General features: G+C 36.3%; 26 protein-coding genes, 1 pseudogene, 3 riboswitches and 2 other annotated features. Of the genes and pseudogenes, 23 read left to right on the plus strand and 4 right to left on the minus strand.

The window, feature by feature from the left end:
* The first annotated feature begins 51 nt into the window (after positions 1 to 51).
* From FOT98_RS21905 to FOT98_RS21965, 12 genes are all read left to right on the plus strand, one after another.
* On the plus strand, positions 52 to 447 hold the full coding sequence (locus FOT98_RS21905; protein WP_180234201.1) for a DUF3888 domain-containing protein: 396 nt from the start codon (positions 52 to 54) through the stop codon (positions 445 to 447).
* Positions 448 to 536: 89 nt separating this feature from the next.
* Positions 537 to 718, plus strand: a riboswitch (Lysine riboswitch).
* A gap of 180 nt (positions 719 to 898) precedes the next feature.
* Entirely contained in the window at positions 899 to 2,215 is a 1,317-nt protein-coding gene (lysA, locus tag FOT98_RS21910; RefSeq protein WP_063261951.1) for a diaminopimelate decarboxylase, read from the plus strand.
* A gap of 117 nt (positions 2,216 to 2,332) precedes the next feature.
* Positions 2,333 to 2,441, plus strand: a riboswitch (SAM riboswitch).
* A gap of 72 nt (positions 2,442 to 2,513) precedes the next feature.
* Complete coding sequence (locus FOT98_RS21915) at positions 2,514 to 2,657, plus strand: YezD family protein (RefSeq protein ID WP_000116161.1); 144 nt, start codon at positions 2,514 to 2,516, stop codon at positions 2,655 to 2,657.
* A gap of 87 nt (positions 2,658 to 2,744) precedes the next feature.
* Complete coding sequence (locus FOT98_RS21920) at positions 2,745 to 3,449, plus strand: phosphoadenylyl-sulfate reductase (protein ID WP_063261952.1); 705 nt, start codon at positions 2,745 to 2,747, stop codon at positions 3,447 to 3,449.
* Between the two features lie 38 nt (positions 3,450 to 3,487).
* Positions 3,488 to 4,624 (plus strand): sulfate adenylyltransferase, encoded by a 1,137-nt coding sequence (gene sat, locus FOT98_RS21925; RefSeq protein ID WP_063261953.1) that lies wholly within the window; start codon positions 3,488 to 3,490, stop codon positions 4,622 to 4,624.
* Between the two features lie 12 nt (positions 4,625 to 4,636).
* Positions 4,637 to 5,230: an adenylyl-sulfate kinase gene (gene cysC, locus FOT98_RS21930; protein WP_063261954.1), complete on the plus strand. Its 594-nt coding sequence runs from the start codon at positions 4,637 to 4,639 to the stop codon at positions 5,228 to 5,230.
* Between the two features lie 12 nt (positions 5,231 to 5,242).
* Positions 5,243 to 6,865, plus strand: a complete 1,623-nt coding sequence (locus FOT98_RS21935) for a nitrite/sulfite reductase (protein WP_063261955.1) — start codon at positions 5,243 to 5,245, stop codon at positions 6,863 to 6,865.
* A 10-nt stretch (positions 6,866 to 6,875) separates the two neighbouring features.
* On the plus strand, positions 6,876 to 7,076 hold the full coding sequence (locus tag FOT98_RS21940; RefSeq protein ID WP_000366917.1) for a DUF3906 family protein: 201 nt from the start codon (positions 6,876 to 6,878) through the stop codon (positions 7,074 to 7,076).
* 85 nt (positions 7,077 to 7,161) lie between these two features.
* Positions 7,162 to 7,938: a uroporphyrinogen-III C-methyltransferase gene (gene cobA / locus FOT98_RS21945; RefSeq protein WP_063261956.1), complete on the plus strand. Its 777-nt coding sequence runs from the start codon at positions 7,162 to 7,164 to the stop codon at positions 7,936 to 7,938.
* 1 nt (position 7,939) lies between these two features.
* Positions 7,940 to 8,695 (plus strand): sirohydrochlorin chelatase, encoded by a 756-nt coding sequence (locus tag FOT98_RS21950; RefSeq protein ID WP_061678638.1) that lies wholly within the window; start codon positions 7,940 to 7,942, stop codon positions 8,693 to 8,695.
* Complete coding sequence (locus tag FOT98_RS21955) at positions 8,670 to 9,287, plus strand: NAD(P)-binding protein (RefSeq protein ID WP_001973399.1); 618 nt, start codon at positions 8,670 to 8,672, stop codon at positions 9,285 to 9,287. The genes FOT98_RS21950 and FOT98_RS21955 overlap by 26 nt, the downstream gene beginning before the upstream one ends.
* A gap of 61 nt (positions 9,288 to 9,348) precedes the next feature.
* Positions 9,349 to 9,597: a binding site (T-box leader), on the plus strand.
* A 111-nt stretch (positions 9,598 to 9,708) separates the two neighbouring features.
* Positions 9,709 to 11,064, plus strand: coding sequence for a sodium-dependent transporter (locus FOT98_RS21965; RefSeq protein WP_063261957.1), 1,356 nt, complete (start codon positions 9,709 to 9,711; stop codon positions 11,062 to 11,064).
* Positions 11,065 to 11,090: 26 nt separating this feature from the next.
* Here the strand turns inward: FOT98_RS21965 and FOT98_RS32495 are convergent, their stop codons facing one another.
* Complete coding sequence (locus tag FOT98_RS32495; RefSeq protein ID WP_169833828.1) at positions 11,091 to 11,255, minus strand: hypothetical protein; 165 nt, start codon at positions 11,253 to 11,255, stop codon at positions 11,091 to 11,093.
* 103 nt (positions 11,256 to 11,358) lie between these two features.
* Positions 11,359 to 12,630: a murein hydrolase activator EnvC family protein gene (locus FOT98_RS21970; protein WP_063261958.1), complete on the minus strand. Its 1,272-nt coding sequence runs from the start codon at positions 12,628 to 12,630 to the stop codon at positions 11,359 to 11,361.
* A gap of 493 nt (positions 12,631 to 13,123) precedes the next feature.
* Here FOT98_RS21970 and gltP point away from each other — a divergent pair, with 493 nt between their 5' ends.
* From gltP to FOT98_RS22015, 9 genes are all read left to right on the plus strand, one after another.
* Positions 13,124 to 14,395, plus strand: coding sequence for a glutamate/aspartate:proton symporter GltP (gene gltP, locus FOT98_RS21975; RefSeq protein ID WP_000821135.1), 1,272 nt, complete (start codon positions 13,124 to 13,126; stop codon positions 14,393 to 14,395).
* 66 nt (positions 14,396 to 14,461) lie between these two features.
* Positions 14,462 to 14,980, plus strand: coding sequence for a ribonuclease FAU-1 family protein (locus FOT98_RS21980; protein WP_063261959.1), 519 nt, complete (start codon positions 14,462 to 14,464; stop codon positions 14,978 to 14,980).
* A gap of 120 nt (positions 14,981 to 15,100) precedes the next feature.
* Positions 15,101 to 15,206: riboswitch (SAM riboswitch) on the plus strand.
* Between the two features lie 94 nt (positions 15,207 to 15,300).
* Complete coding sequence (locus FOT98_RS21985; RefSeq protein ID WP_061678634.1) at positions 15,301 to 16,617, plus strand: Na+/H+ antiporter NhaC family protein; 1,317 nt, start codon at positions 15,301 to 15,303, stop codon at positions 16,615 to 16,617.
* Positions 16,618 to 16,845: 228 nt separating this feature from the next.
* Positions 16,846 to 17,202, plus strand: a complete 357-nt coding sequence (locus FOT98_RS21990; protein ID WP_000808634.1) for a lmo0954 family membrane protein — start codon at positions 16,846 to 16,848, stop codon at positions 17,200 to 17,202.
* 56 nt (positions 17,203 to 17,258) lie between these two features.
* Entirely contained in the window at positions 17,259 to 17,921 is a 663-nt protein-coding gene (locus FOT98_RS21995; RefSeq protein WP_061678633.1) for a PspA/IM30 family protein, read from the plus strand.
* Positions 17,922 to 18,027: 106 nt separating this feature from the next.
* Positions 18,028 to 18,768: a cell wall-active antibiotics response protein LiaF gene (gene liaF / locus FOT98_RS22000; protein WP_000716092.1), complete on the plus strand. Its 741-nt coding sequence runs from the start codon at positions 18,028 to 18,030 to the stop codon at positions 18,766 to 18,768.
* Positions 18,768 to 19,823: a sensor histidine kinase gene (locus FOT98_RS22005; protein WP_000744332.1), complete on the plus strand. Its 1,056-nt coding sequence runs from the start codon at positions 18,768 to 18,770 to the stop codon at positions 19,821 to 19,823. The genes liaF and FOT98_RS22005 overlap by 1 nt, the downstream gene beginning before the upstream one ends.
* Positions 19,820 to 20,452 (plus strand): response regulator, encoded by a 633-nt coding sequence (locus tag FOT98_RS22010; protein WP_000598709.1) that lies wholly within the window; start codon positions 19,820 to 19,822, stop codon positions 20,450 to 20,452. The genes FOT98_RS22005 and FOT98_RS22010 overlap by 4 nt, the downstream gene beginning before the upstream one ends.
* A 56-nt stretch (positions 20,453 to 20,508) precedes the next feature.
* On the plus strand, positions 20,509 to 20,847 hold the full coding sequence (locus tag FOT98_RS22015) for a DUF3922 domain-containing protein (RefSeq protein ID WP_144291146.1): 339 nt from the start codon (positions 20,509 to 20,511) through the stop codon (positions 20,845 to 20,847).
* Positions 20,848 to 20,870: 23 nt separating this feature from the next.
* Here FOT98_RS22015 and brnQ3 read toward each other — a convergent pair whose 3' ends face one another.
* Complete coding sequence (gene brnQ3, locus FOT98_RS22020) at positions 20,871 to 22,226, minus strand: branched-chain amino acid transport system II carrier protein BrnQ3 (protein ID WP_063261960.1); 1,356 nt, start codon at positions 22,224 to 22,226, stop codon at positions 20,871 to 20,873.
* 56 nt (positions 22,227 to 22,282) lie between these two features.
* Positions 22,283 to 22,541 (minus strand) — a binding site (T-box leader).
* A 272-nt stretch (positions 22,542 to 22,813) separates the two neighbouring features.
* On the opposite strand from brnQ3, the gene FOT98_RS22025 reads away from it, so the two are divergent.
* Positions 22,814 to 23,023 carry a hypothetical protein gene (locus FOT98_RS22025; protein ID WP_061678630.1) on the plus strand — a complete coding sequence of 70 codons (210 nt, stop codon included), beginning with the start codon at positions 22,814 to 22,816 and terminating at the stop codon, positions 23,021 to 23,023.
* Positions 23,024 to 23,062: 39 nt separating this feature from the next.
* On the opposite strand, the gene FOT98_RS22030 is transcribed toward FOT98_RS22025, so the two are convergent.
* On the minus strand, positions 23,063 to 23,839 hold the full coding sequence (locus FOT98_RS22030) for a class I SAM-dependent methyltransferase (RefSeq protein ID WP_063261961.1): 777 nt from the start codon (positions 23,837 to 23,839) through the stop codon (positions 23,063 to 23,065).
* Positions 23,840 to 24,044: 205 nt separating this feature from the next.
* Here FOT98_RS22030 and FOT98_RS22035 point away from each other — a divergent pair.
* A pseudogene (locus tag FOT98_RS22035) lies at positions 24,045 to 24,206 on the plus strand (hypothetical protein); the annotation flags it as partial.

Here is a 24,206-nt window from a genome sequence, read left to right on the forward strand (position 1 = left end):
TATGATTATTATCGTGTGCAGAAAGAATCGTGTAACAATACGGAGGTTATCATGCGAAAATTATTATATTGTATAGTATGCAGTAGTGTTATACTTTTTGCTTCACCAAGTGTGTCGGTAGCCCAATATGATGCACCTCTTATGGAAGATGCCCTTTATTCTGTTTTGTTTCCGAAAATAAATAAAGCCATTGAAAAACAATATGGGAGCTTAAAGCCTTATCAATGTCCTAAAATTATTAGTTTAAAAAAAGTATATAGCGGTACATATTTATTTCAAGCGGTTATTGAAGTGACGAAATATGAACAGGTTGGTGGGAAAATTGTTCCGCCATTTGAAAAAGTAACAATTACTTTTAATAATGAAGAAGGCGAATGGGAAGTGACAAAGATTTTAGTAAAGCGCTTACCAAATGATACGAAATTAAACTGTAAAAAAACAATATAAAAAATTGTTTGACAAATAAAATGGTCCTTTGGTATTGTTAATAGCAACAATTAGATGTTTGAAAATTAAATAGACTTACCTCATCTACTCTCAAAGGTAGAGGCCGCAATAGGAAAGAGTAAGCTATGGGAGATTTAATGGAATCTGTGATCATAGGTTGAAAGGGACTATTGCCGAAATATAAGAATAACCATCTTATTCATATATTGGGACTACATTGAATAAATGTAGTACTGTCATAAGATTTCTTTTATGGAGAGCTATTTGGAGATGTTGATGCGGTTTCTTATTTTGAGGAGATAACAACTCGTTTATTTTTTCAATATATATTTTTCCTAATAAGAAACGCGTGTGAACATTGTTCCGCGCGTTTTTTGTCTATCTAAAAGCGTGCTGCAATGAATAGAAGATTGGGGTTATGAGTTTTAGAGGAAATAAGGGAGGAATTCAAATGTATTTACACGGCACAAGCCGAATCAATGGGCAAGGACACTTAGAAATTGGAGGGTGCGATACGACGCAGCTAGCAAAACAATATGGAACACCACTTTATGTATACGATGAAGAGTCTATTCGAGGAAAGTGCCGCGCGTTTCATCGTGCTTTTAAAGAAAGTGGGTTCTCTTATCAAGTAGCATATGCAAGCAAGGCGTTCTTGTGCATGGAGATGTGCCGAGTAGCTCGTGAAGAGAATATGTCGTTAGATGTTGTTTCTGGAGGGGAATTATATACTGCGCTTCAAGCGGGATTCCCAGCATCGCGTATTCATTTTCACGGCAATAATAAAACAGAAGAAGAGATTGTGATGGCACTTCAGGCGAATATTGGTTGTTTTGTTGTCGATAATTTCTTAGAGTTAGAAATTTTGCATGATTTAGCAGTGCAACATGGGAAATTTGTGAACATATTAATCCGTGTAACGCCTGGAGTAGAGGCGCACACACATGAATATATTACAACAGGTCAAGATGATTCGAAATTTGGGTTTGGAGTTTCAAATGGTCAAGCGATGCAAGCAATTGAGCTTGCTTTACAAAAATCAAATTATGATGTGTTAGGAATTCATTCACATATCGGATCGCAAATATTTGAAACGGCTGGATTTGTTCGAGCGATTGAAGTTCTTCATCAATTTTTAGAAGAAGTGAGAGAGAGAGCGAACTATGTAGTAAAAGTATTAAATGTGGGCGGAGGATTCGGAATACGCTACACAGAGTCAGATACACCATTAACTCTTGAGACATATGTGCGAGCTGTAACAAGTGCAGTGAGGGAACAGTTTACAGTATGTAATTATCCCTTGCCGGAAATATGGATTGAACCAGGCCGTAGTATTGTAGGTGATGCTGGAACGACAATTTATACAGTTGGATCTGTGAAAGATATTCCTGGTATTCGGAAATATGTATCAGTGGATGGTGGAATGACTGATAATTTAAGACCTGCTTTATATAACGCTCGTTATGAAGCGATGTTAGCGAATCGAGGAAATGATGAGAATGAGGAAGTCGTTTCGATTGCTGGGAAGTGTTGTGAGAGTGGAGATATGTTAATTTGGGATATTACTCTACCGAAAGTTGCTTCTGCCGATTTATTAGCAATTTCTTGTACAGGGGCATATGGGTACTCGATGGCAAATAATTATAATCGGATTCGTAGGCCAGCTGTTGTCTTCGCGAAAGGCGGTACATCACAAATTGTTGTAGAGCGCGAAACATATGAAAATATTATTGGGAACGATCGCATACGTATTAAAGAACTTGTGTAAATGGGAAAAAGGAGTTGTTCGAATGGGCAATTCCTTTTTTATAAAAATAAAATAAATAAAATATATCGGAAAACTAGGATTGAAAAAAATCAGAATTGTGATAAAATACAAATACAAAGCTTATCAAGAGAAGCGGAGGGAACTGGCCCGAAGAAGCTCGGCAACCTGCTTATAGAAAGCAAGGTGCTAAATCCAGCAAAATGGAATCCATTTTGAAAGATAAGGTAAAATATATTACCGAACAGTCTTTTCGAAATGGGAAAGATTTTTTTTATGAATAAAAAGGGGGGCTGTTCGCGTGAGTGTACGGGAACATTTTGAGGAAGTGTCTGAGAAAATTGAAGCGATGCTTGCTGATATGAAATATGGTTCAATTACAATTGTTGTGCAAGATGGAAAAGTCATTCAATTAGAGAAAAGTGAAAAGGTACGTTTAAAGTAAAAAGCGCTGACTAGAAAAACTAGAGGCGGTTTTAACCTATTTTGATTAGGTTAAAACCGCCTTTTTGCTTTTACAGGGGGAAAAAACATGTTGACGTATGAAACGTGGGAAGAAAATAATGTTTCATTTTCAGAAGAAGATGAAACAAAAGGCGCGCTATCTGTTTTAAGTTGGGCTTATAAAGAATATGAAAGTGAAATTGTATACGCATGTAGCTTTGGGGTAGAAGGAATGGTATTACTGCACCTTATAAACCAAGTAAATCCATCTGCTAAAGTTGTATTTTTAGATACAAATGTTCATTTTCGCGAAACGTATGAATTAATTCAAAAAGTGCGGGAACGATTTCCTTTATTAAATATTATAGAAAAACAGCCGGAACTTACACTTGATGAACAAGCGAAGTTGCATGGTGAGAAATTATGGGAAAGTAATCCGAACCTTTGTTGTAAAATCAGGAAAATTTTACCGTTAGAAAAATCATTAGCAGCGGAAAAAGCATGGATATCGGGCTTAAGGAGGGAACAATCAGAAACACGTAAGCATACAAAGTTTATAAATCAAGATCATCGTTTTCAATCGATTAAAGTTTGTCCACTCATTCATTGGACGTGGAAAGAAGTATGGCGATATGTATACAAACATAGTTTGCCGTATAACCCGCTGCATGATATTGGATATCCAAGTATTGGGTGCGAGAAGTGTACGTTACCTGTAGGAGAGGGTGGCGATTCGAGGGATGGTAGATGGGCCGGGAAAGTGAAAACAGAATGTGGTCTTCATTACCAATAAGATGAATTTGAAAATAAAGCTAAGAGAGGGTATAGAAAATGAGTACAAGAAACGAATTAGTAAACCTTATAGACGAGACATACGACGTATCACAAATCGAAAAAGAAATTGGGCTAGACAACATTGCGTTAAGTGATTTAGAGCTATTAGCGACAGGGGGATATAGCCCGCTCACTGGTTTTTTAGGAAAGAAGGACTATGATTCGGTTGTAGAAACGCTTCGCTTAGCAAACGGAAGCGTATGGAGTATACCAATTACATTACCGGTAACGGAAGAAGTGGCAGAAAGCCTAAAGGCTGGAGAAGAAGTAAAGCTTGTTAATAGCGGAAATGTATATGGTGTCATTCAAATAGAAGATATTTTTGTACCTGATAAAGAGAAAGAAGCATTACTTGTATATAAAACGACTGATGAGGCTCATCCAGGAGTGAAAAAATTATATGAACGACCGAACGTTTATGTCGGTGGAGCGATTATTCTTACGAAACGATTTGAAAATAATCAGTTTCCTTCTTATCATTTAGATCCAATTGAAACGAGAGAAGAATTTAAAAAACGTGGTTGGAAAACAGTAGTCGGATTTCAAACGAGAAATCCGGTACATCGTGCTCATGAGTATATTCAAAAATCTGCTCTTGAAATTGTAGACGGTCTCTTTTTGAATCCACTCGTTGGGGAAACGAAGTCGGACGATATTCCTGCTGATGTAAGGATGGAAAGTTATGAAGTATTACTTCATAACTATTATCCGAAAAATCGTGTCTTTTTAGGTGTATTTCCTGCAGCAATGCGTTACGCAGGGCCGAGGGAAGCGATATTTCATGCATTAGTTAGAAAGAATTTTGGATGTACTCACTTTATCGTAGGGCGCGACCACGCTGGGGTAGGAGATTATTACGGTACTTATGAAGCGCAAGAAATCTTTACAAACTTTACAGTGGAAGAGTTAGGGATTACACCGCTATTTTTTGAACATAGTTTTTACTGCACGAAATGTGAAGCGATGGCTTCCACGAAAACATGTCCGCACGGAAAAGAGGATCATGTCATTTTATCAGGTACAAAAGTAAGAGAACTATTAAGAAACGGTGAGGTTCCGCCGAGTACATTTAGTCGTAAAGAAGTAGTGGAAGTGCTAATTAAAGGTTTGAAAAAAGAAGTAGTAACAGAATAGGGAGAGAATGAGATGGATACAAATATTACTTGGCATACAGCATCTGTTTCAAAAGATGAGAGAAGAGTAAAAAATGGGCATCATAGTTTTGTAGTTTGGTTTACTGGTCTATCAGCTTCAGGTAAATCTACGGTGGCGAACGCGGTTGCTCGTAAACTATTTGAAAAGAATATTGGAAACTATGTACTAGATGGTGATAATATACGCCACGGTTTAAATAAAGACTTAGGTTTTTCTGAAAGTGATCGTATGGAAAATATAAGACGGATTGGCGAAGTGGCGAAGCTATTTGTAGATCAAGGTACTGTTGTTCTTACAGCGTTTATTTCACCATTTCGAATAGACCGAAAACAAGTTAGGGATTTATTAGCGGTAGATGAGTTTATAGAAGTGTTTGTAAAGTGTCCAATTGAAGAGTGTGAGAAGCGTGATCCGAAAGGGCTTTATAAAAAAGCAAGACAAGGCGATATTAAAGAGTTTACTGGTGTTGATTCGCCGTATGAGGAACCAGAACAAGCAGAATTAATTGTAGAAACGCACAAGTATTCTATTGAAGAATGTGCAGAGCAAATTGTGAAGTACTTACAAGAGCGTAGTTTTATATAGGGGGATTAAAAAATGAGTTATGAAAAAGTATGGGCTAACAATGAAAAATTAAATCAGACTGAGAAAAATAAATTAAAAAAAGATGGATTGGAAATCTTTAATGATATTCCTTACTATGCAGAGAATGGCTTCGAATCTATTCCGAAAGAAGAGTGGGACGCATTCAAATGGGCAGGTTTGTATTTACAAAGACCGAAAGAAGCTGGTTATTTTATGATGCGTGTAAATATTCCTTCAGGGATTATTACGAATGCGCAGGCAGAAGTGCTTGCTTCTATCGCTGAGGATTATGGGCGTGACGTAATAGATATTACAACAAGACAGGCGATTCAGTTTCATTGGTTAGAAATCCATCAAATGCCAGATATTTTTAAAAGATTAGCAAGGGTTGGGTTATCTTCAGCTGGGGCTTGTGGTGATATAACGCGTAATATTACAGGGAATCCACTTGCTGGCATTGATGCAAATGAACTGTTTGATACAACTGGTATTGTGAAAGAGGTATACGACTATTTCCAACATAATGAGGAGTTTTCTAACTTGCCACGTAAATTTAAAATGTCTATTAGTTCTAACATTTATAATTCAGCGAACGCAGAGATTAACTGTGTGGCATTTACACCTGCTACGAAAGAAATAGATGGTGAGAAAAAAGTTGGTTTTCATATAAAAATAGGCGGTGGATTATCAGCTCGTCCATATTTAGCTGATGAATTAGATGTATTTGTTTTACCAGAAGAAGTGAAGGCGGTAGCGATTGCGATTGCTACGATATTCCGTGATTTTGGATACCGTGAAAAACGTCATTTAGCTCGTTTGAAATTTCTTGTTGCAGACTGGGGAGCAGAGAAATTTAAAGAGAAACTAATAGAGTATACAGGACCATTGCAAAGTAAAGGGGAAAGTGCTCTAAAAGGCTGGAATGCGGGATACTTTTATGGAGTTCAAGATCAAAAACAAGATGGCCTTAAATATGTAGGTTTTAATGTACCAGTAGGACGTCTACATGCAGAAGAAATGTTTGAAATTGCGAGAATTGCTAAGCAGTATGGAAATGGACAAATTCGCACATGTAACTCGCAAAACTTTATTATTCCGAATGTTCCGCCAGAAAATGTAACGGGTTTATTAAATGAACCATTGTTTGAAGCAATATCAGCAAGTCCGAAATCGTTTATTGGTCATGCGGTTTCTTGTACTGGTATTGAATATTGCAATCTTGCATTAGTAGAAACGAAAGAAAGATTACGCAAAATCGCCGAATACTTAGATACACAAATTGCACTCGATGTTCCGGTTCGTATTCATATGGTAGGATGCCCGAATTCATGTGGTCAACGTCAAATTGCTGACATTGGATTACAAGGGGTGAAAATGAAAACGAAGGAAAAAGGGATTGTTGAAGCATTTGAAATATACGTAGGTGGAACGTTGTTAGATGGCGGTGCTTACAATCAAAAGTTAAAAGGGAAAATAGATGGCGAGGATCTACCTGATGTACTTGCATCATTTATAAGTTATTTCAAAGAGAATAAATTACCAGCTGAAACGTTTTATGATTTTGTTGGTCGTATCGGTGTAGACACACTACAAATAGCGTTAAATACCGTGTTAGAAGAAGTACTAGCGTCTTAGGAGGGACAATATGGATTTATATCGATTTGAAGCCGTGTTAGTGAATAGTATTGTTCCGATTGTTGTCGTTGCTCAAAGTGAAGAACAGGCATTTAAGCTCGCGGAGATGGAGCTTGAAAAGCATTTTTTACCGCTGCCAGAAGTAAAGGAAATTTCTCTATTTGAAAAAAAGAAGATTCGAAAAGGTGCGGCATTTGTTATTCATGAGTAGAGAACAGGTAATAGGAGATGATGAAAACTTCCATTCGTATATAAGGATGGAAGTTTCACTTTAATAGTAGAAATGAGGAGAGATGATGGGGAAGGTTTATATCGTTGGAGCAGGTCCTGGTGATCCAGATTTAATTACTGTGAAAGGATTGAAATGTATTGAGAAAGCAGACGTTATTTTATACGACCGTCTCGTAAATAAAGAGTTGCTTTCATACGCAAAGCCTGAAGCGGATTTAATTTATTGCGGAAAACTGCCAAATTATCACACGATGAAGCAAGAGACAATTAATACGTTTCTTATTGAATACGCGAAAAAAGGAAAAGTTGTAACGAGGCTAAAGGGCGGGGATCCATTTGTATTTGGTAGAGGGGGAGAAGAAGCTGAAGCATTAGCGAAGCAAGGTGTACCGTTTGAAATTGTTCCGGGTATTTCAGCTGGAATAGCTGCTCCTGCTTATGCTGGTATTCCAGTGACGCATCGTGATGCGAGTGCAAGTTTTGCTATTGTGACGGGGCATAGGAAAGAAGATGCTGAAGAGGAAGTGAAGTGGGAACATTTAGCGAAAGGTGTAGAGACGTTAGCCGTATATATGGGGGTTAGTAATTTGCCCTACATATGTGAACAACTGGTGAAACATGGAAAAGATACAAGTACGCCTGCTGCTATTATTGAGAGGGGAACGACTTCTATGCAGCGCACAGTTGTCGGGACGCTAGGAACAATTGTAGATGTCGCGAAAAAAGAACAAATTCAAAATCCGAGCATGATTGTAATTGGAGAAGTGGTCCGTTTTAGAGAAAAAATCCATTGGTTTGAGAAGCAGACTGAAAGTACGTATCAAGTAAGCGGAGTGTTATAAAATGAAAGCCATCTTATATATATGTCATGGAAGTCGTTTGAAAGCAGCTAAAGAAGAAGCGGTTGCATTTATTACGTCATGTATGAATCGTGTAGAGGCAAGTATTCAAGAAGTTTGTTTTTTAGAGTTAGCGAGTCCAACTATTGATGAAGGGTTCCGTACATGTGTGAACCGTGGTGCTACAGAGATTATTGTTATTCCGGTTTTTCTATTAGCGGCAGGTCACGTGAAAAAAGATATCCCGTTTGAATTAGAAAAGTTAAATAATCAATTTTCAAGTGTTAAAGTGACCTATGGTAATCCGTTTGGTGTATCAGAAACACTCGTTAAATCAGTGTATAACGGAAGTGGGATCGAACAGGAAGAGACGAATGAAGTGACGTTACTTCTCGTTGCAAGAGGGAGTAGCGATCCTGAAGTATTAAAGGATATAAACTGGATCGCTTCTTTATTTCAAACGGAAGAGAAAATTAAAAAAGTAGAGGTTTGCTATTTAGCAGCTGCCGAGCCGAAATTTGAGGAGAAGTTAAAGGAAGTTGTAGAACGAAAAGAAAAGAACATTGTTGTGCTGCCTTACTTGTTATTTACCGGTTTACTTATGAAACATATTGAAAAAGAAGTGCGCCAATATGAGTCGGATGAGATAAAAATAAGTCCGTATTTAGGAAAGAATGAAGCGTTTCAATATATGTTAATTCAGAAAACGAAGAAATTATTGAAGGGAGATCAATATGTATCCACTTACAGTGCGAGTTGAGAAGAAACGTGTTGTTGTCATTGGAGGAGGAAAAGTCGCGGGATTCAAAATTATTCCTTTATTAAAACAAGGTGCGGATATAATTGTGATAAGTCCTGAATTGGATGCGAATTTAGTGAAACTTGTGGAAGAAAAGCAAATTCGTTGGTATCAAAGGGAGTATGAAAAAAGTGATATTCAAGGTGCTTTTTTAGTTGTTGCAGCGAGTGGTGATGCTGTATTAAATGAACAAGTTGCTGAAGATAGTGCAGAGAATCAATTAGTAAATGTTATTACGAACCCGGAAAGTGGGAATGTTCATTTTCCGGCGGCGATTCATCGTGGATTACTGAATGTGGCTGTTTCTACTGGAGGAGCGAGTCCGAAACTTGCAAAAAAAATTCGTGATGATATCGCAAATAAATATGATGAGGCGTATGAATCATATCTTGATTTTTTATACGAAGTTAGAATTAAAGTGAAAGAATTACAAATAGAGAAACAGCAGAGAAATATATTGTTGCAAGAAGTATTAAAGTCGGTATATGTTCAAAATGAACAAAAAAGAGAATTGTTTTTACAAGAATTAGAGAGAAGAGTTCATATAGGATAATGAAGAAATTGTACTTTACAACTATAAAAATATAATTTATAATCACAAGTAACTTCAATAGATAAAATCGATGAGCAAGAAGAGTACGTATATTTGATACGATCAGAGAGCTGGGGTAAGGTGTGAGCCCGGTACGATAAAATATACAGAATGGGCTTGCGAGAGGTATGTTGAACATTGTAGTAGGCAACCCGGGTTCCGCCGTTAAAAGGATAGAGTATCGGAATGTTTCCTGTACTTGAACAAGTGGGATTTATCAATCCAATTGAGGTGGTACCACGGTATTTACATTACATATATCGTCCTCTACATGCATATTTGCGTGTAGGGGACTTTTTTATTTTCTAAAGGAGGTGTGCGAGTATGAAATGAAAGTGTATAATTGATAAAAGTTTAAATATTCAGAAAAGGAGAAATTATGATGAAAGAAACACAGCAATGGACGTCGAAAATAGGCTTTGTACTCGCAGCAGCCGGAGCCGCAGTAGGTCTTGGTGCCATATGGAAATTTCCATATGTTGCAGGTAATGGTGGGGGAGGCGCATTCTTCCTTGTATTTTTACTATTAACTTTATTTATAGGTATGCCGCTTCTTTTAGCTGAATTTGTTATTGGCCGTAGTACGCAAAAAGAGGCAGTGACAGCATATAAAGTATTGGTGCCAAATAGTAAGTTATATCCTTGGATTGGTCGTATGGGAGTTGTTACTTGTTTTAGTGTACTATCTTTTTATAGTGTTGTAGGTGGATGGATTTTACTGTACTTATATTATAGTGTTACAGGAAGCTTCTGGAATGGTGTTGTTGATTACGGGAAATTATTTGGTGAAACAATTTCAAATCCAGTAAGCGCGATTGGAGCGCAATTTATCTTTATGCTTTGCACTATTTTTGTTGTAAGTAAAGGTGTCGAGAAAGGGATAGAAAAAGCAAGTAAGTATATGATGCCACTATTATTTATTTTGTTTATTGCGATTATAGTTCGTGCTTTAACACTTGATGGTGCTTTTGCTGGGGTAGAGTTCTTCTTAAAACCAGATTTTTCAAAGCTGACAGCAGATACGGTTTTATACGCGATGGGACAATCGTTCTTCTCGCTAACAGTAGGTGCTTCAGTAATGGTCACGTATAGTTCATATTTAAAGAAAGAAGAACATTTAGCTAAATCAGCAACATCTATTGTAAGTTTAACTGTTTTTATTACAGTGCTTGCAGGATTAGCGATTTTCCCGGCGATTTTCGCATTAGGCGTTAAGCCGACTGAAGGACCAGGACTACTGTTTATCGTCCTTCCAGCAGTATTTGCGAAAATACCATTTGGACAATTTTTCTTCATTATGTTTTTAGTTTTATTCTTCTTTGCAACGTTAACATCTGCGATTTCTATGCTTGAAATTGTAGTAGCATCTGTTGCGAAAGATAATGAGAAAAAGCGTCCGTCAGCATCATTATTAATTGGTATTCTTATTTTTGCAGTTGGAATCCCGTCAGCATTATCGTTTGGAATTATGAGTGATGTGAAAATATTTGGTAAGACATTCTTTGATTTCGTCGATTTTTCGGTAAGTAATGTATTACTGCCGCTTGGCGTACTAGCCATCTCGCTATTCGTACCAAATAAAATGAGTAAAGAAATGCTAATGAAAGAATTAGAAGTTACGGAAACGAAAGGGAAAACATTATTTAACATTTGGTTCTTCTTGCTTCGTTATGTTATTCCGGTAACTGTAATTATTGTATTTTTAAATGCGATAGGCGTATTTAAAATGTTTGCATAAAAAAAGACGGAGAATTCTCCGTCTTTTTATTGTGTTGGAGGTGTATTTAATAAGCGATTGTATGCTTTGTAGGCTGTGACGACTGCGAAGAATGATCCGATTAAAAATAACGCTGAACCGCCAAACGTAAATATCCGGCCGATATACGTCTCTCTAGCTTCTTCTATTTCTTGTAGCAATTGTGTATTCATAGTTGATCACCCCGTAAACTATAGGCATTTAGTTTTAGTCTATGTGGAAAGCCTATATTGTGTGAAGTATAAATAAAAAACTCGGTATGCACCGAGTTTTTTTCTATAATCCGATATAAGGAGATGGATCAACTGCATTTGTTTTGCCGACATTCCATTCTCCAAGGTGAAGCTCGAAGTGTAAATGTTGTCCGTATGATTGGCCAGTGTTCCCCATAAATCCGAGTTGAGTACCTTGTTTTACAGTTTGTCCATTTGATACAGAACGGCTACTCATATGAGCATATACTGTTGTGTATGTTTTTCCGTTTATACGGTGAGATAAGTACACAACATTTCCATAACTAGATGATAATTCTGAGCGAATAACGACGCCATCTGCAGCGGCTATAATTGGAACAGTTCCTGAAGCTGCGATATCGATTCCTTTATGGTTATCTATAGAGCGCACACCAAATCCAGAAGTTTTTGATCCGGCTGCTGGTTTAATAAAACCGCCAATATTTGTATCGTGTGGTGTTGGAGCTGCTTGAGCTGTTTGAGCAGATGTATTAGCTTGTTTGCGAGCCTCCTCTGCCTTACGTGCCTCTTCAGCCTTACGAGCTTCTTCCGCACGTTTTTCTTCTTCAATTGCTTTTTGAACGGCTTGACGCTGATTTTCTAAAATACCTTTAGATTCTTCTAACCCTTCAATCTCTGAATCTACTTTTGCTACTTTCGTATGTAGATCGCTAATAAATGTTTGCTGCTGTTGTTGATTCGTTTGCAACTCTTGTTGTTTTTGAACTAATTTTTGTTCAGCTTCTTTTAGTTGCTGCTCTTTTTTCTCAACAGCCTCTTTTTCTTTCGTTACAGCATTTTGATCAGTTGTTTGTTTTTTCACAATATCAGTATCGTTGTTTAAAATTAAGCTTACAGAGTACATATTATCAACAAGATCAGCGATATTTGTAGAAGTTGTTATTACCTCTGTAATAATATTTGTACGAGGTTTTTCTTGCATAGATTGTAAACGTTGCTTAATAACTTCCTGACGCGTATCTATGTTTGTTTGTAATTGCTCTATATGTTTCTTTTTTTCAGCAATTACTTGTTGTGTTTTACTAATTTCTTTTTTTGTATCGTTTAATTCAGCTTCGTTTTTATTAATAGAAGTAGTTAAATCGTCAATTTTCTTTTGTAATTCTTGAATTTCTTTTTCTATTTGGTCTTTCTCAGCTGATTTATTTTGTAAGTCATTTTGTTTTCCTTCTAATTCAGATTGAATATTAGATAATTTATCTTGATTCGTTTCAGCGTATACGGGTGAAAGTAGCGGAGAAACAAAAATCGTTCCTGCTGCTAAAACACTAAACGCTGCAAATTTCTTTTTCATGGTTGTCTGGCTCCTTTCCCTATGAATGTTATATATCATAAGAAGAAGAGTGTCTATCGTTGTAATCATAATGTAAAGAAAATTTTATAAAATTGCTAAGTTTTGTCGGAATTTATCATCTTTTAATGATAATTGTCATGTTGGATGCACTTTTTTGTTCGTGTAACAAGGATGTATTTTTTGGTTTTTGTTGTAAAATAAAGGGAAAAAATATTTGTTTTATATAATTAATTAGTAGATAGAAATCCAATAAAACACTGATAAGGAATCGTTCTCATGTGAGGTTTTCTGACATGGGTTTTGTTTTTGTCAAGAAAATTATTTGCGTTCGGGCAAACTTATTTTGTTGTCAGATTTTAAATTTTGATTTATGATTTTTAACAGGGACAAAATGTAGTGAATTGTCGAATAATATGTAATACTCTTAATTTCAAGTTTTATAGAGATAGAATGAGAGATAGAGTGACACATCGAAGAGGGGGTTACAACAAATATGAAAAGAATAGGACTTGCATGGCAAATATTAATAGGACTTGCGCTAGGTATTGCAGTTGGGGCGATTTTCTTTGGCAATCCGGCAGTGGTGAGTTACTTACAACCAATTGGTGATATTTTCATCCGATTAATTAAAATGATCGTTGTACCGATTGTTGTAGCAAGTATTGTTGTTGGGGTTGCTGGTGTTGGCGATGTTAAAAAATTAGGCCGACTAGGCGGAAAAACAATTATTTACTTTGAAATTATTACAACAATTGCAATTATTGTCGGTCTATTGATTGCGAATATTTTCCAACCAGGAAAAGGCGTAAATATGGAGCAGTTAACAAAGACAGATATTTCAAAATATACACATACGACAGAGCAAGTACAAAGTCATTCATTTGCAGATACATTTGTAAATATTGTTCCAACGAACATTATGAAGTCATTAGCTGACGGAGATATGCTTGCTATTATCTTCTTCTCTGTATTATTTGGTTTAGGTGTAGCGGCAATTGGTGAAAGAGGAAGACCGGTTCTTCAATTTTTCCAAGGTGTAGCTGATGCAATGTTTTACGTAACAAACCAAGTTATGAAATTTGCACCATTTGGTGTGTTTGCACTAATTGGAGTCACAGTTTCTACATTTGGTCTTTCTTCATTAATTCCATTAGGGAAATTATTAATTGTAGTATACGGAGCAATGATTTTCTTCGTTGTAGTCGTATTAGGGATTACAGCGAAAATATTTGGAATTAACATTTTCCAATTCTTTAAGATTTTAAAAGACGAATTGATCTTAGCATACTCTACAGCGAGTTCAGAAACAGTTTTACCGAAAATCATGGAGAAAATGGAGAAGTTCGGTTGTCCGAAGGCAATTACATCTTTCGTTATTCCGACAGGTTATTCATTTAACTTAGATGGATCAACTTTATATCAAGCAATTGCAGCTATTTTCTTAGCGCAAATGTACGGTATTGATTTATCCATTACACAACAAATTACATTATTACTTGTATTAATGCTTACATCAAAAGGTATTGCGGGTGTACCTGGCGTATCATTCGTTGTATTATTAGCGACACTTGGTACAGTAGGTATTCCAGCTGAAGGTTTAGCCTTCATCGCTGGTATTGACCGTATTTTAGATATGGCTCGTACAGCAGTTAACGTTGTAGGTAACTCTTTAGCGGCTGTAGTTATGTCTAAGTGGGAAGGTCAGTATGACGCTGAAAAAGGACAGGCCTATTTGAAAGAGATTTCTAATAAGCAAGCAGCTTAATTATAATTTGAACAAGCTCTCACATAATATGTGGGGGCTTTTCTATATAGAAGGGAAGCGGACGTAATGAAACGTAAATATGGTGACGGTTCTTCGTGGAAGCGACTAATAGAGAAAGATTATACAGTTAAGCAAATAGAAGAGGGAATGCTAGGAATACTGGAAATAAAAAAGGTGAGAGAACCTAGTTGTAAAGAATATGATGGTAAAGAACTTTGTATTGCGGGGAATCAGTATACGTGGATTCAATATTTCGTAGACGGGAAAAACTTTGCGATTACAGCTATGTTAGATGATCAGAAAAAATTAGTGCAATATTATATTGATGTGGCGAAAGAATATGAAATAGACGATCGTGGTTTACCTTATTTTGATGATTTATATTTAGATGTAGTGTTATTACCAAACGGTAAAATGTATATATTGGATGAAGATGAGCTAGAGGATGCTTATCAAAGTGGCGATGTTACAAAAGAAGAGTATGAGTTAGCTTGGTACACTACGAAATGGATCATAGATGCAATAAAAAATAGTGAATTTTATTGGATTTCAATATTGGAAGAAGAAATCAAAAAGTTAAAATGATTATTGTATTCAAATTTTTGCATAATTACCAAAAAAATCTATACAAAAAATAATTGACTTTTGTTTTGTAAGCGAGTAAAGTTAGGGAAGAAATTATTATTAAAAAATAAATATGAAACCTTCTTATAAAGAGAGGCGGAGGGACTGGCCCTACGATGCCTCGGCAGCGGACTCGATTTCAGAGTGCTGTGCCAAATCCAGCAAGCATGTGCTTGAAAGATGAGAAGAGCGTTTCTTATAGATGTATAAGACCTCTTCTCATTGGAAGAGGTCTTTTGTTATTCATTAAAAAAAGGTTGAAACTAGGGAGAGATGGTACTTTGAAAGAAACGAGAGGAAATGGTTTGGCTTTATTACCACTTGGGATATTTTTGGCGCTATTTATTGGTTCTGGAATTATTACAGGTGATTTCTATAAATTGCCGATACTTGTAGCAATTTCAATTGCTGTAGGGGTCGCTTTAGCAATGAATCGTAAAGAAAGCTTTAATGTAAAAGTAGAACGATTTGCTAAAGGTGCAGGGAACCCAGATATTATGATTATGGTTCTAATTTTTGTGCTTGCAGGAGCGTTTTCTGAAACAGCAAAAGGAATGGGTGGCGTTGATTCTACAGTTAACTTAGCGTTATCCATTTTACCGCAAGGATTTATCGTAGCTGGAATTTTTGTTATAGGGGCATTTATTTCATTAGCGATGGGAACTTCAATGGGAACAATTGCGGCATTAGCACCAATTGCTGTAGGTATTAGTGGGCAAACTGATATCTCAATTGCACTTACGATGGCGACAGTTGTTGGCGGAGCGATGTTTGGTGATAATTTATCATTTATTTCAGATACAACAATCGCAGCTGTACGTTCACAAGGAACAGAAATGAAAGATAAGTTTAAAACGAACTTTTTAATTGTATTGCCAGCAGCGATTATTACAATTGTATTATTAGTAATCATTACTTTAGGAAGCGATACGCAGGTTAAAGCACATAGCTTTGACTGGATAAAGATTTTACCGTATGCAGGAGTACTTATTACAGCGCTACTTGGTTGGAATGTACTTATTGTGTTAACTGGTGGGACTGTATTATCCGGCGTTATCGGTCTTTTAGATGGAAGTTACACGTTAGAGAGTTTCTTTAAAAGTGTAACGACTGGAATGGGCGGTATGATGGAGTTAGTATTACTTGCTATTTTAATTGGCGGTATGGTCGAACTGATTCAATATAATGGTGGCATTCAATATTTAATGAATATTTTAACGCGTAACATTCGTTCGAAAAAAGGAGCAGAGTTCGGTATCGCTGGCTTAGTGGGGATGACGAATATGTGTACAGCGAATAATACGATTTCTATTATCTTTACAGGCCCACTTGCGAAAAACATTGCAGATCAATATGAAATTGATCCTCGTAAATCAGCGAGTGTATTAGATCTTTTCTCATGTTGTGTGCAAGGATTAATTCCGTATGGTGCCCAAATGTTAACAGCAGCAGGATTTGCGGCGTTATCTCCGGTTGAATTGTTACCATATGCGTTTTATCCAATCTTAGTTGGAGTATGTGGAGTCATTTCTATATTAATTGGTTTCCCGAGGTTTTCTAAAGTGACGGGAAAGAAAGAGTATCATAAAACAGCATAATGAAAAATGAAGTTTATGAATCGTAACGAAAGCCGTACAGAGAATATTCTCTGTACGGCTTTTTATGTGCGATAAAAAAGTGAATCAGCTTATCCAATCGTAGTTTTTACAAAAGGCTGAACGCGACTCGGTCTTAAGTCTGAGTTAAAAACGGTTCTTAAGCTCGTTATGGAAAGATGAAAAAATAGTTAAGATAAGAGTATCAAATCGAAGGGAGGCAAGCACAAGATGAAACAATTTCTAGCGTTTATCGCGGCTGGTATTTTAGCTTTAATTGCTCTTGGCAGTCTTGCTGGTATTATAGGGTTCGCAATTGGAGCAGGAGTTGTGTACTGGAGCTATAAATCATTTGTGCGAGCACAATCATTTTTTGGAAAGTTAGCTTGGGGTATTGTTGGTTTGATCGGCTTGTCCATCGCCCTTTCTCATTCCCCAGCACTAATCGGTATCGCAGCATTAGTAGTTTTATACTACGGATACCGTGAGTGGAAAAAAGAAAAAAATGTAGTTGTTGATTCTGCACCAGAAAGTTCTAAACCATATAGCAACTTTGAAGATGAGTGGAACAAGTTAATGAAAAACTAATAAAAAAATAATAAAAATCAAATTAAATTTATAAAGTAGAAGAGAGGAAGATTATAATGAAACAATCTTTATTCGGACGTGTACGCGATGCAATTTTAGCAGATTTTCATAATGTGTTAGATGAGAAAGAAAGAAAAAATCCAATCGCTATGTTAAACCAATATTTACGCGATAGTGAGCGTGAAACAACAAAAATTGAGAAGTTAATTCAGCGTCATAAAACATTAAAATCTAATTTTGCTCGTGAGCTTGAGCAAGCACGTTATTTCGTTAATAAAAGATCAAAACAGGCTATCATCGCTCAAGAAGCAGGCGAATTACAGTTACACGAACGTGCATTAGAAGAAGTAGCTTATTATGAAGGGCAAGTAACTCGTTTAGAAGAAATGTATGCAGGTGTTGTAGAGCAAATCGATGAATTAGAGCGTCGTCTTTCTGAAATGAAAAACAAATTAAAAGAAATGCACGCAAAGCGTATGGAACTAATGGCGCGTGAAAATATGGCACATGCAAATCGTCGTATGAATACAGCGATGCATAAAATGGATGAAAACAATCCGTTCTTACGTTTTGAAGAAATTGATGATCATATTCGTGACTTAGAAACTCGTATAAATGAGGAGCATGAACGTGACACATTTGATATGAAGATTGCAAAGCTTGAGCGTGAAATGAAAGAAAAGAATGATGTATCGTTAACGAAAGAGTTAACAAAATAATAGTAGTATATTATAAAACAGGCTTATGATATAGTGATAGGAGAAAAGGTGTTGGAAAGCAATGCCTTTTCTTCTATGTATATGTGAAAAGAAGGGGGGAGCTGAAATGAAGAAGCATTTTTCAAAAACACAATTAATGGGGATGCTCCTCATCATATTTGGATTCGGTCTTTTTCTTGATATGATACTTGGACATTTTGAACCAGGTGGTCTCATTTTTGCATTTATTATGCTTATGTTTGGAAGGCATTATCGTAAAAAGAATCGTTACGTACGGGGAAATGTATTTTTATTTGTTGGTGGTATCGTATTTTTATTCTTCTTATTTTCTTCAGCAGCATTTGTTCTTGTCGTATTTGCTTGTTTAGCTTTAATTGGTTATCAACTGATTCAACAAGGACATCAGCAAAAAGCAATGAAGGTTGAAATTAAAGAAAAAGGGATTATAGACGAAGAGAAGCAAATATATCGTACAGAACCGTATTTAAAAAATATGTTTGTAGGGAATATACGAATGATGGATCATATTTATGAACTTGAGGATATTAATGTTCAATATGGTGCTTGTGATGTGGAAATAGATTTAACAACTGCTATGATCCCAGAAGGGGAGACGGTAATTGTTATTCGCGGTGTCGTTGGTAATATCCGTTTATATGTGCCATATGATATTGAACTGTCTTTAAATCATTCTGTTCTTGTCGGACGTGTGCTTCTGCCAGGTCATGAAGAAACAGGATTTAACCGCAATGTTACATTTAGAACAGAGCAGTATAAAGAGGCTCCTCGTCGTATTAAAATTATTTCTTCGCTTGTCGTAGGCGATACGGAAGTGAGGAAAGTATAATGAAAAAACAAAAAAATATTTCGTGGATGTATATTCGTTATTCTATGTTGTCCTCTGTGAGTATCGCACTTATTTGTACAATTGTATATGTATGGAAAAGCGAGCAACAAGTGTATGATTTATTATGGAAGGAATCCATCGCTTCTGTTCCAATTGGCTTGTTTATTATGACTACAAGTTTACTTATTGGGGGAATTGTAGGATATGCAATCGGTTACTATATAGAGCAGCGTATACAAGGATTAAATACGTTTCTATTTGAAGTAGAGCGAGGGAATTTTCCGAGCGATGTTTCGTTTACGGCAGATGATGAATTTCATGAAGTGGAACGAAAAGTAATCGTTTTGGCTCGTCGATTAGAGGAGCAAGCTGGACTCTTTCAAAAAGTAACGAATGAACGAGCTCATTGGAATGAAGAGATGAGACAAGAAGCGATTTCCCAGGAAAGGCATCGATTAGCGAGGGAGCTGCATGATTCTGTAAGTCAGCAGCTTTTTGCAATGTCAATGATGATGTCGGCTATTAATGAACAAGTAGCTGAAATTCCAGAAATGACGAAAAAGCAGTTGCAGCTTGTTGAAAATATGGTTGTAAATGCACAGTCAGAAATGAGAGCATTGCTTCTTCATCTACGCCCAGTGCAGTTAGAAGGCAAGAAACTAACAGAGGGTATAGAAGAATTATTAACAGAACTGTCTAGAAAGCAACATATGAAAATTGAATGGTTAATTGAACCAATTCAATTAAAAAAGGGTGTAGAAGATCATTTATTCCGTATTGTACAAGAGGCGCTGTCTAATACTTTAAGGCATGCGAAAGCAAAGAAAACGGAAGTACGTCTACGCAAAATTGAGCAATATGCAATATTGAAAATTATTGATGATGGTGTCGGTTTTAAAGTAGGGGTTAATAAAGCTGGTTCGTATGGCTTAAGATCAATGCAAGAGCGAGTTCATGAAATTGGTGGTACATTAAAAGTACTTAGTTTTCCAAATAAAGGTACACAAATAGAAGTGAAAGTACCGATTATGATTGAGAGAGGGGGAGAGTCATGATAAAAGTATTATTAGTTGATGATCATGAAATGGTTCGAATGGGTGTATCAGCATATTTATCAACGCAACCAGATATTGAAGTAGTTGGAGAAGCTGAAAATGGAAGAAAAGGTTCAGAGTTAGCTTTGCAATTAAGACCAGATATTATTTTGATGGACCTTGTCATGGACGAGATGGATGGGGTTGAAGCAACACGTGCTATTATTCAGGAATGGCCAGAAGCGAAAATTGTAGTTGTAACGAGCTTTTTAGATGATGAGAAATTGTATCCTGTTATTGAGGCGGGAGCGACTAGTTATTTATTAAAAACATCAAGAGCGAGTGATATAGCAGACGCTGTACGAGCTACTTATGATGGAGAAACGGTATTAGAGCCAAAAGTTACTGGTAAAATGATGTCTCGTATGCGTCAGAAGAAAGAACAACCTTTGCATGAGGAGTTAACAGAAAGAGAGTCTGAAATTTTGTTATTAATTGCAGAGGGGAAAAGTAATCAAGAGATTGCGGATGAGCTATTTATTGCACTTAAAACGGTAAAGACACATGTAAGTAATATATTAAATAAATTAAATGTAAGTGATCGTACGCAGGCGGTTATTTATGCGTTTAGACATCAATTGACGAAATGATAAAGTGAAACTTTAGGCAGTGGGGGTTATCTCCACTGCTTATTAGTTTGTGCCAAATCTTTTTATTGACGTTAATTGATGTAAGCGTTATCATTAAGTTGTTAACAGTACATACAAAGGGGAGAATGTATATGTTAGTTCAAACTATATTTGGCATGGATAAGTCTAAAAAATTAGGGGATTATGTGAACGCATTGCAAGCGCTTTGTGAAAAATATAATGTGGAAACAGATAAAATTGCAATTGTTGAGGCGACAGAAGAGTACTATTTATTTTTAGTGAAACAAGAAGATTGCTACGATGTTGTCAAAGTAGAAACAGTGGATACAAATATCGACTATTATACGAAAGCTTATAAAATAAGTAGTTTTAACCATACTGCTTTTCAAATGTAAAAAACTCCCGAAAGGGAGTTTTTTTAGGATGCTTTTACTTCATGAGATTCGTTTAGTAAGGGCACTTTTTTCGCACCGCTTAACTTAGCGATTATAAGGCCGATAAGAGCTCCGGCTAATGCTGGTATGAGCCAGCCGATTCCTTCATTATATAAAGGGATGAATTCAAAATATGGAGTGATAAATGAAACTGAAATACCACCTTGTTTTAATCCATCAAATACGCTTACGAATGCTGCTCCAATTAAAGCACCTACATAAACAGAGCGATATCCACCGAAATATTTATGAAGTAATGATAGTAGAACAAGAACAATTGCAATTGGATATACAACAAGTAGAATTGGAACAGAGATGGCGATAATTTTTGTTAATCCTAAGTTGGCAACTAATAATCCTAATGCACAAATGATGCTCGCGAACATTTTGTATGAAAATGTAGTTAATAAGGTTGAGAAATACTGACTACATGCAGATACAAGTCCAACGCATGTCGTTAAGCAAGCGAGTGTAACGATAAGAGATAATAGCAGTAAACCGTATGGACCGAATAATTGTTGTACGATAACAGTAAGTAATTGTCCGCCATTTTTTGCATATCCGAGAGAGACGCTAGTTGCACCGAGCCAGCCAAGTGCACCATATACAAGTACGAGACCAGTAGCGGCAATAAGTCCTGCTTTCGCTGTTGCGATGGCAATGGATTTACGATCTTTTACACCTTTAGAGCGAATGGCATTTACAACGATAATTCCAAATGCAAGTGCAGAAATGGTATCCATCGTTAAGTATCCTTCCATAAAGCCTTTGAAGATTGGAGAAGTTTGATACTCTTGCATTGCTGGTCCAGATTGCCCGAGTGGTGTAAATACACTTTTAACAAATAATAAGAAAATAGAAAGTAATAAAATAGGTGTTAATATATTTCCGATGCGATCGACAAGTTTGGATGGATTTAAACTAAGCCAAAATACGATAGCGAAGAAGACGACCGTATATAAAAATAGTGCTAGGTTACTAGAGCGAATTGTTTCTGGTAAGAAGGAACTAACGCCCATTTCATAAGCGACATTCGCAACACGTGGAATTCCCATAGAAGGACCGATTGCGATGTATACAACTACAGTAAAGAAAATTCCGAATAATGGGTGAACATGACTTGCGAGTTGTTGCATACCGTTTCCTGATAAAGAAATTGCAATAACAGTTAATAAGGGTAAACCAACTCCTGTTAGTAAAAATCCAATCATTGCCGGCCAAAAATTTTCACCTGCATTTTGTCCAAGCATGGGAGGGAAAATTAAATTACCTGCCCCAAAAAATAAAGAAAATAGCATAAGACCCGTGAAAAAAATGTGTTTTTTTGATACAGTGTTCATTGTTTTTCCTCCTTTTTTAAATTCATTTGTAAGAACACAAAAAACTCGTCCCTAAAGAAAGGGACGAGTTATATTTACCCGCGATACCACCCTAATTTATACATGTAGAAATGAGTCTATATGTATACGGCTTTACAACGTACAACATGATACGTGTTCCTTGTAACGGTGGACAGCCGGTAAGAACTTACTGTAACATTCGGTTCTACTTCTCGGAGATGATTTTCGGCTACGCACTGAACGTTGGCTTTCAGCAATTCGCCAACTCTCTGGGGGACAGTCCTATAACGTACTCGTTCTCGTCAATGAATTTTTATTCAAGTATTCTGACAGTATTGTTGCATGTTTTTTTTTGAAAGTCAATATATTTTTTGAAAGGCATATTTACATACGGAAGTATTCAATGTGATATTCGTTGATGTGAAGGGAATGTTGGATTGTAAAACGGGAGTAAAAATTTGTAGAGAATTGTAAAAATTGTAGAGAAAGTTGATATTTATAGGAGTAAAGAAGGTATTGTTTAAATTTACAGAGAATAATACAACAATCCACTTGCTGGAAAGAACAAACCAAAAGAGGTGACTGAAATGCTTGCGATGGGAGTATTATTTGGCATTATTGCTATAATTGGTTTTATGTGGTTATATTATTCGCGTTCGTTTAAACAAGCAGAAGTTTTACTCTTTCAAAAAGGTAGTTTGTTGACAAGTCAGTCTAGATATTTAGTATGTCCGAAGTGTGGAAGTGCACAGGCCAGAAGTGGAGGGTATCAAGAGTGTTGCAAAATTAGATTATGAAAGAAGGAAGCCTCACATTATCTTGTGAGGCTTCCTTCCTTACAATTTCATGGCACTCCAAATTGTCCACCGATCTCTTTCAATGATAGGAGAGGTGTTTTGTAAGGCGGTCTGGACCTGTTGTAGAAGTTGAGAAAGCTCATGATCTGTTAATTCGTATAGAATGGATCGACCTGTTCGAGGTGATAAATCTTGTAACAATGCTTCTACAGAATCATGTATTTTGCGTACTTCCCATTGTGTTTGAGTGGGAAACACGTGAAGAAAATATTTTTGTAATTCTTGTTGTATCGTGGTGGTTTTTGGTCTCCTTTTTGCTTCTATTCCAATAAGTTTTGGAAAGATGGAGAAAAAATACCCACGAATGTGTTCGGGGCTTCCTGGAATTGTACAATCTTCAATGGTGCGGTCTTGTACAATGAGTACACCGTTTTTCTTTAATATACGAGAAGCTTCACTTAGAAATGTAGGAATGTCTTGTAAATGATGAATCACTGCGCGCGAAATCACAATGTCGAATGTTTCATTAGGATATGGGACGCTATGTGCATCACCATGAATGAAAGAAATGTTTGGAAAACCGCTACAATTTTCTTTTGCTGCCTGTAATATTTCTTTTGAAAAATCAAGCCCAACAACACTTTTTGCTCCCATAAAGGCGAGTTCTTTCGTATAAATACCGCCACCACAGCCGATATCGATTATTTGCTTGTTTTGTATATTTGTAATACTTTTGATCATTTCACCCCAAGAAATATGGGCGTTTCGCTGTGCGTATGTGTATTTATTATTTGCATCGTGAAAATTAATGGACATGAAAAAGACCTCCTTTCAATGCTTAGTATAGCGTATTTTATAGTGTGTCACGTTTTTGTTTTTTGTATGAAGAGTATAAGGATTTCTTATTGTAAAGGGAGGTAATAACAGTAAATAAGAATCTATAAAAATTTACAATTACAGGTTTTATATTTTACAGAATTCAACCTATAATATTTTCAGGTGATGAAAAGGGGGGGAAAGGATGAAAACAACACGTACTTGTAAAATCAATTCTATTACAAAAGAACAAACGGAAGCTTTAATTACTTTGATCCGTACGTTCGAAAGTGCAAAACGATATAGTTTTAATCGTTTGATTGAGGGCGAAAACGAGAAAGAATTGATAAAAAAACTACAACCTAAA

This window comes from Bacillus sp. HY001, assembly GCF_007558965.1.
Lineage (GTDB): Bacteria > Bacillota > Bacilli > Bacillales > Bacillaceae_G > Bacillus_A > Bacillus_A mobilis.

Bases quoted from the DNA above. Each gene is read 5' to 3' on its own strand.
- FOT98_RS22010 (WP_000598709.1), top strand. From the start codon at position 19,820: ATGATAAAAGTATTATTAGTTGATGATCATGAAATGGTTCGAATGGGT.
- FOT98_RS21980 (WP_063261959.1), top strand. From the start codon at position 14,462: ATGAAACGTAAATATGGTGACGGTTCTTCGTGGAAGCGACTAATAGAG.
- cobA (WP_063261956.1), top strand. From the start codon at position 7,162: ATGGGGAAGGTTTATATCGTTGGAGCAGGTCCTGGTGATCCAGATTTA.
- FOT98_RS21955 (WP_001973399.1), top strand. From the start codon at position 8,670: ATGTATCCACTTACAGTGCGAGTTGAGAAGAAACGTGTTGTTGTCATT.
- FOT98_RS21940 (WP_000366917.1), top strand. From the start codon at position 6,876: ATGGATTTATATCGATTTGAAGCCGTGTTAGTGAATAGTATTGTTCCG.
- FOT98_RS32495 (WP_169833828.1), bottom strand. From the start codon at position 11,255: ATGAATACACAATTGCTACAAGAAATAGAAGAAGCTAGAGAGACGTAT.
- FOT98_RS21970 (WP_063261958.1), bottom strand. From the start codon at position 12,630: ATGAAAAAGAAATTTGCAGCGTTTAGTGTTTTAGCAGCAGGAACGATT.
- FOT98_RS21905 (WP_180234201.1), top strand. From the start codon at position 52: ATGCGAAAATTATTATATTGTATAGTATGCAGTAGTGTTATACTTTTT.
- cysC (WP_063261954.1), top strand. From the start codon at position 4,637: ATGGATACAAATATTACTTGGCATACAGCATCTGTTTCAAAAGATGAG.
- liaF (WP_000716092.1), top strand. From the start codon at position 18,028: ATGAAGAAGCATTTTTCAAAAACACAATTAATGGGGATGCTCCTCATC.
- FOT98_RS22030 (WP_063261961.1), bottom strand. From the start codon at position 23,839: ATGTCCATTAATTTTCACGATGCAAATAATAAATACACATACGCACAG.
- FOT98_RS21950 (WP_061678638.1), top strand. From the start codon at position 7,940: ATGAAAGCCATCTTATATATATGTCATGGAAGTCGTTTGAAAGCAGCT.
- lysA (WP_063261951.1), top strand. From the start codon at position 899: ATGTATTTACACGGCACAAGCCGAATCAATGGGCAAGGACACTTAGAA.
- brnQ3 (WP_063261960.1), bottom strand. From the start codon at position 22,226: ATGAACACTGTATCAAAAAAACACATTTTTTTCACGGGTCTTATGCTA.
- gltP (WP_000821135.1), top strand. From the start codon at position 13,124: ATGAAAAGAATAGGACTTGCATGGCAAATATTAATAGGACTTGCGCTA.
- sat (WP_063261953.1), top strand. From the start codon at position 3,488: ATGAGTACAAGAAACGAATTAGTAAACCTTATAGACGAGACATACGAC.
- FOT98_RS21990 (WP_000808634.1), top strand. From the start codon at position 16,846: ATGAAACAATTTCTAGCGTTTATCGCGGCTGGTATTTTAGCTTTAATT.
- FOT98_RS22005 (WP_000744332.1), top strand. From the start codon at position 18,768: ATGAAAAAACAAAAAAATATTTCGTGGATGTATATTCGTTATTCTATG.
- FOT98_RS21935 (WP_063261955.1), top strand. From the start codon at position 5,243: ATGAGTTATGAAAAAGTATGGGCTAACAATGAAAAATTAAATCAGACT.
- FOT98_RS21995 (WP_061678633.1), top strand. From the start codon at position 17,259: ATGAAACAATCTTTATTCGGACGTGTACGCGATGCAATTTTAGCAGAT.
- FOT98_RS22025 (WP_061678630.1), top strand. From the start codon at position 22,814: ATGCTTGCGATGGGAGTATTATTTGGCATTATTGCTATAATTGGTTTT.
- FOT98_RS21920 (WP_063261952.1), top strand. From the start codon at position 2,745: ATGTTGACGTATGAAACGTGGGAAGAAAATAATGTTTCATTTTCAGAA.
- FOT98_RS21965 (WP_063261957.1), top strand. From the start codon at position 9,709: ATGAAAGAAACACAGCAATGGACGTCGAAAATAGGCTTTGTACTCGCA.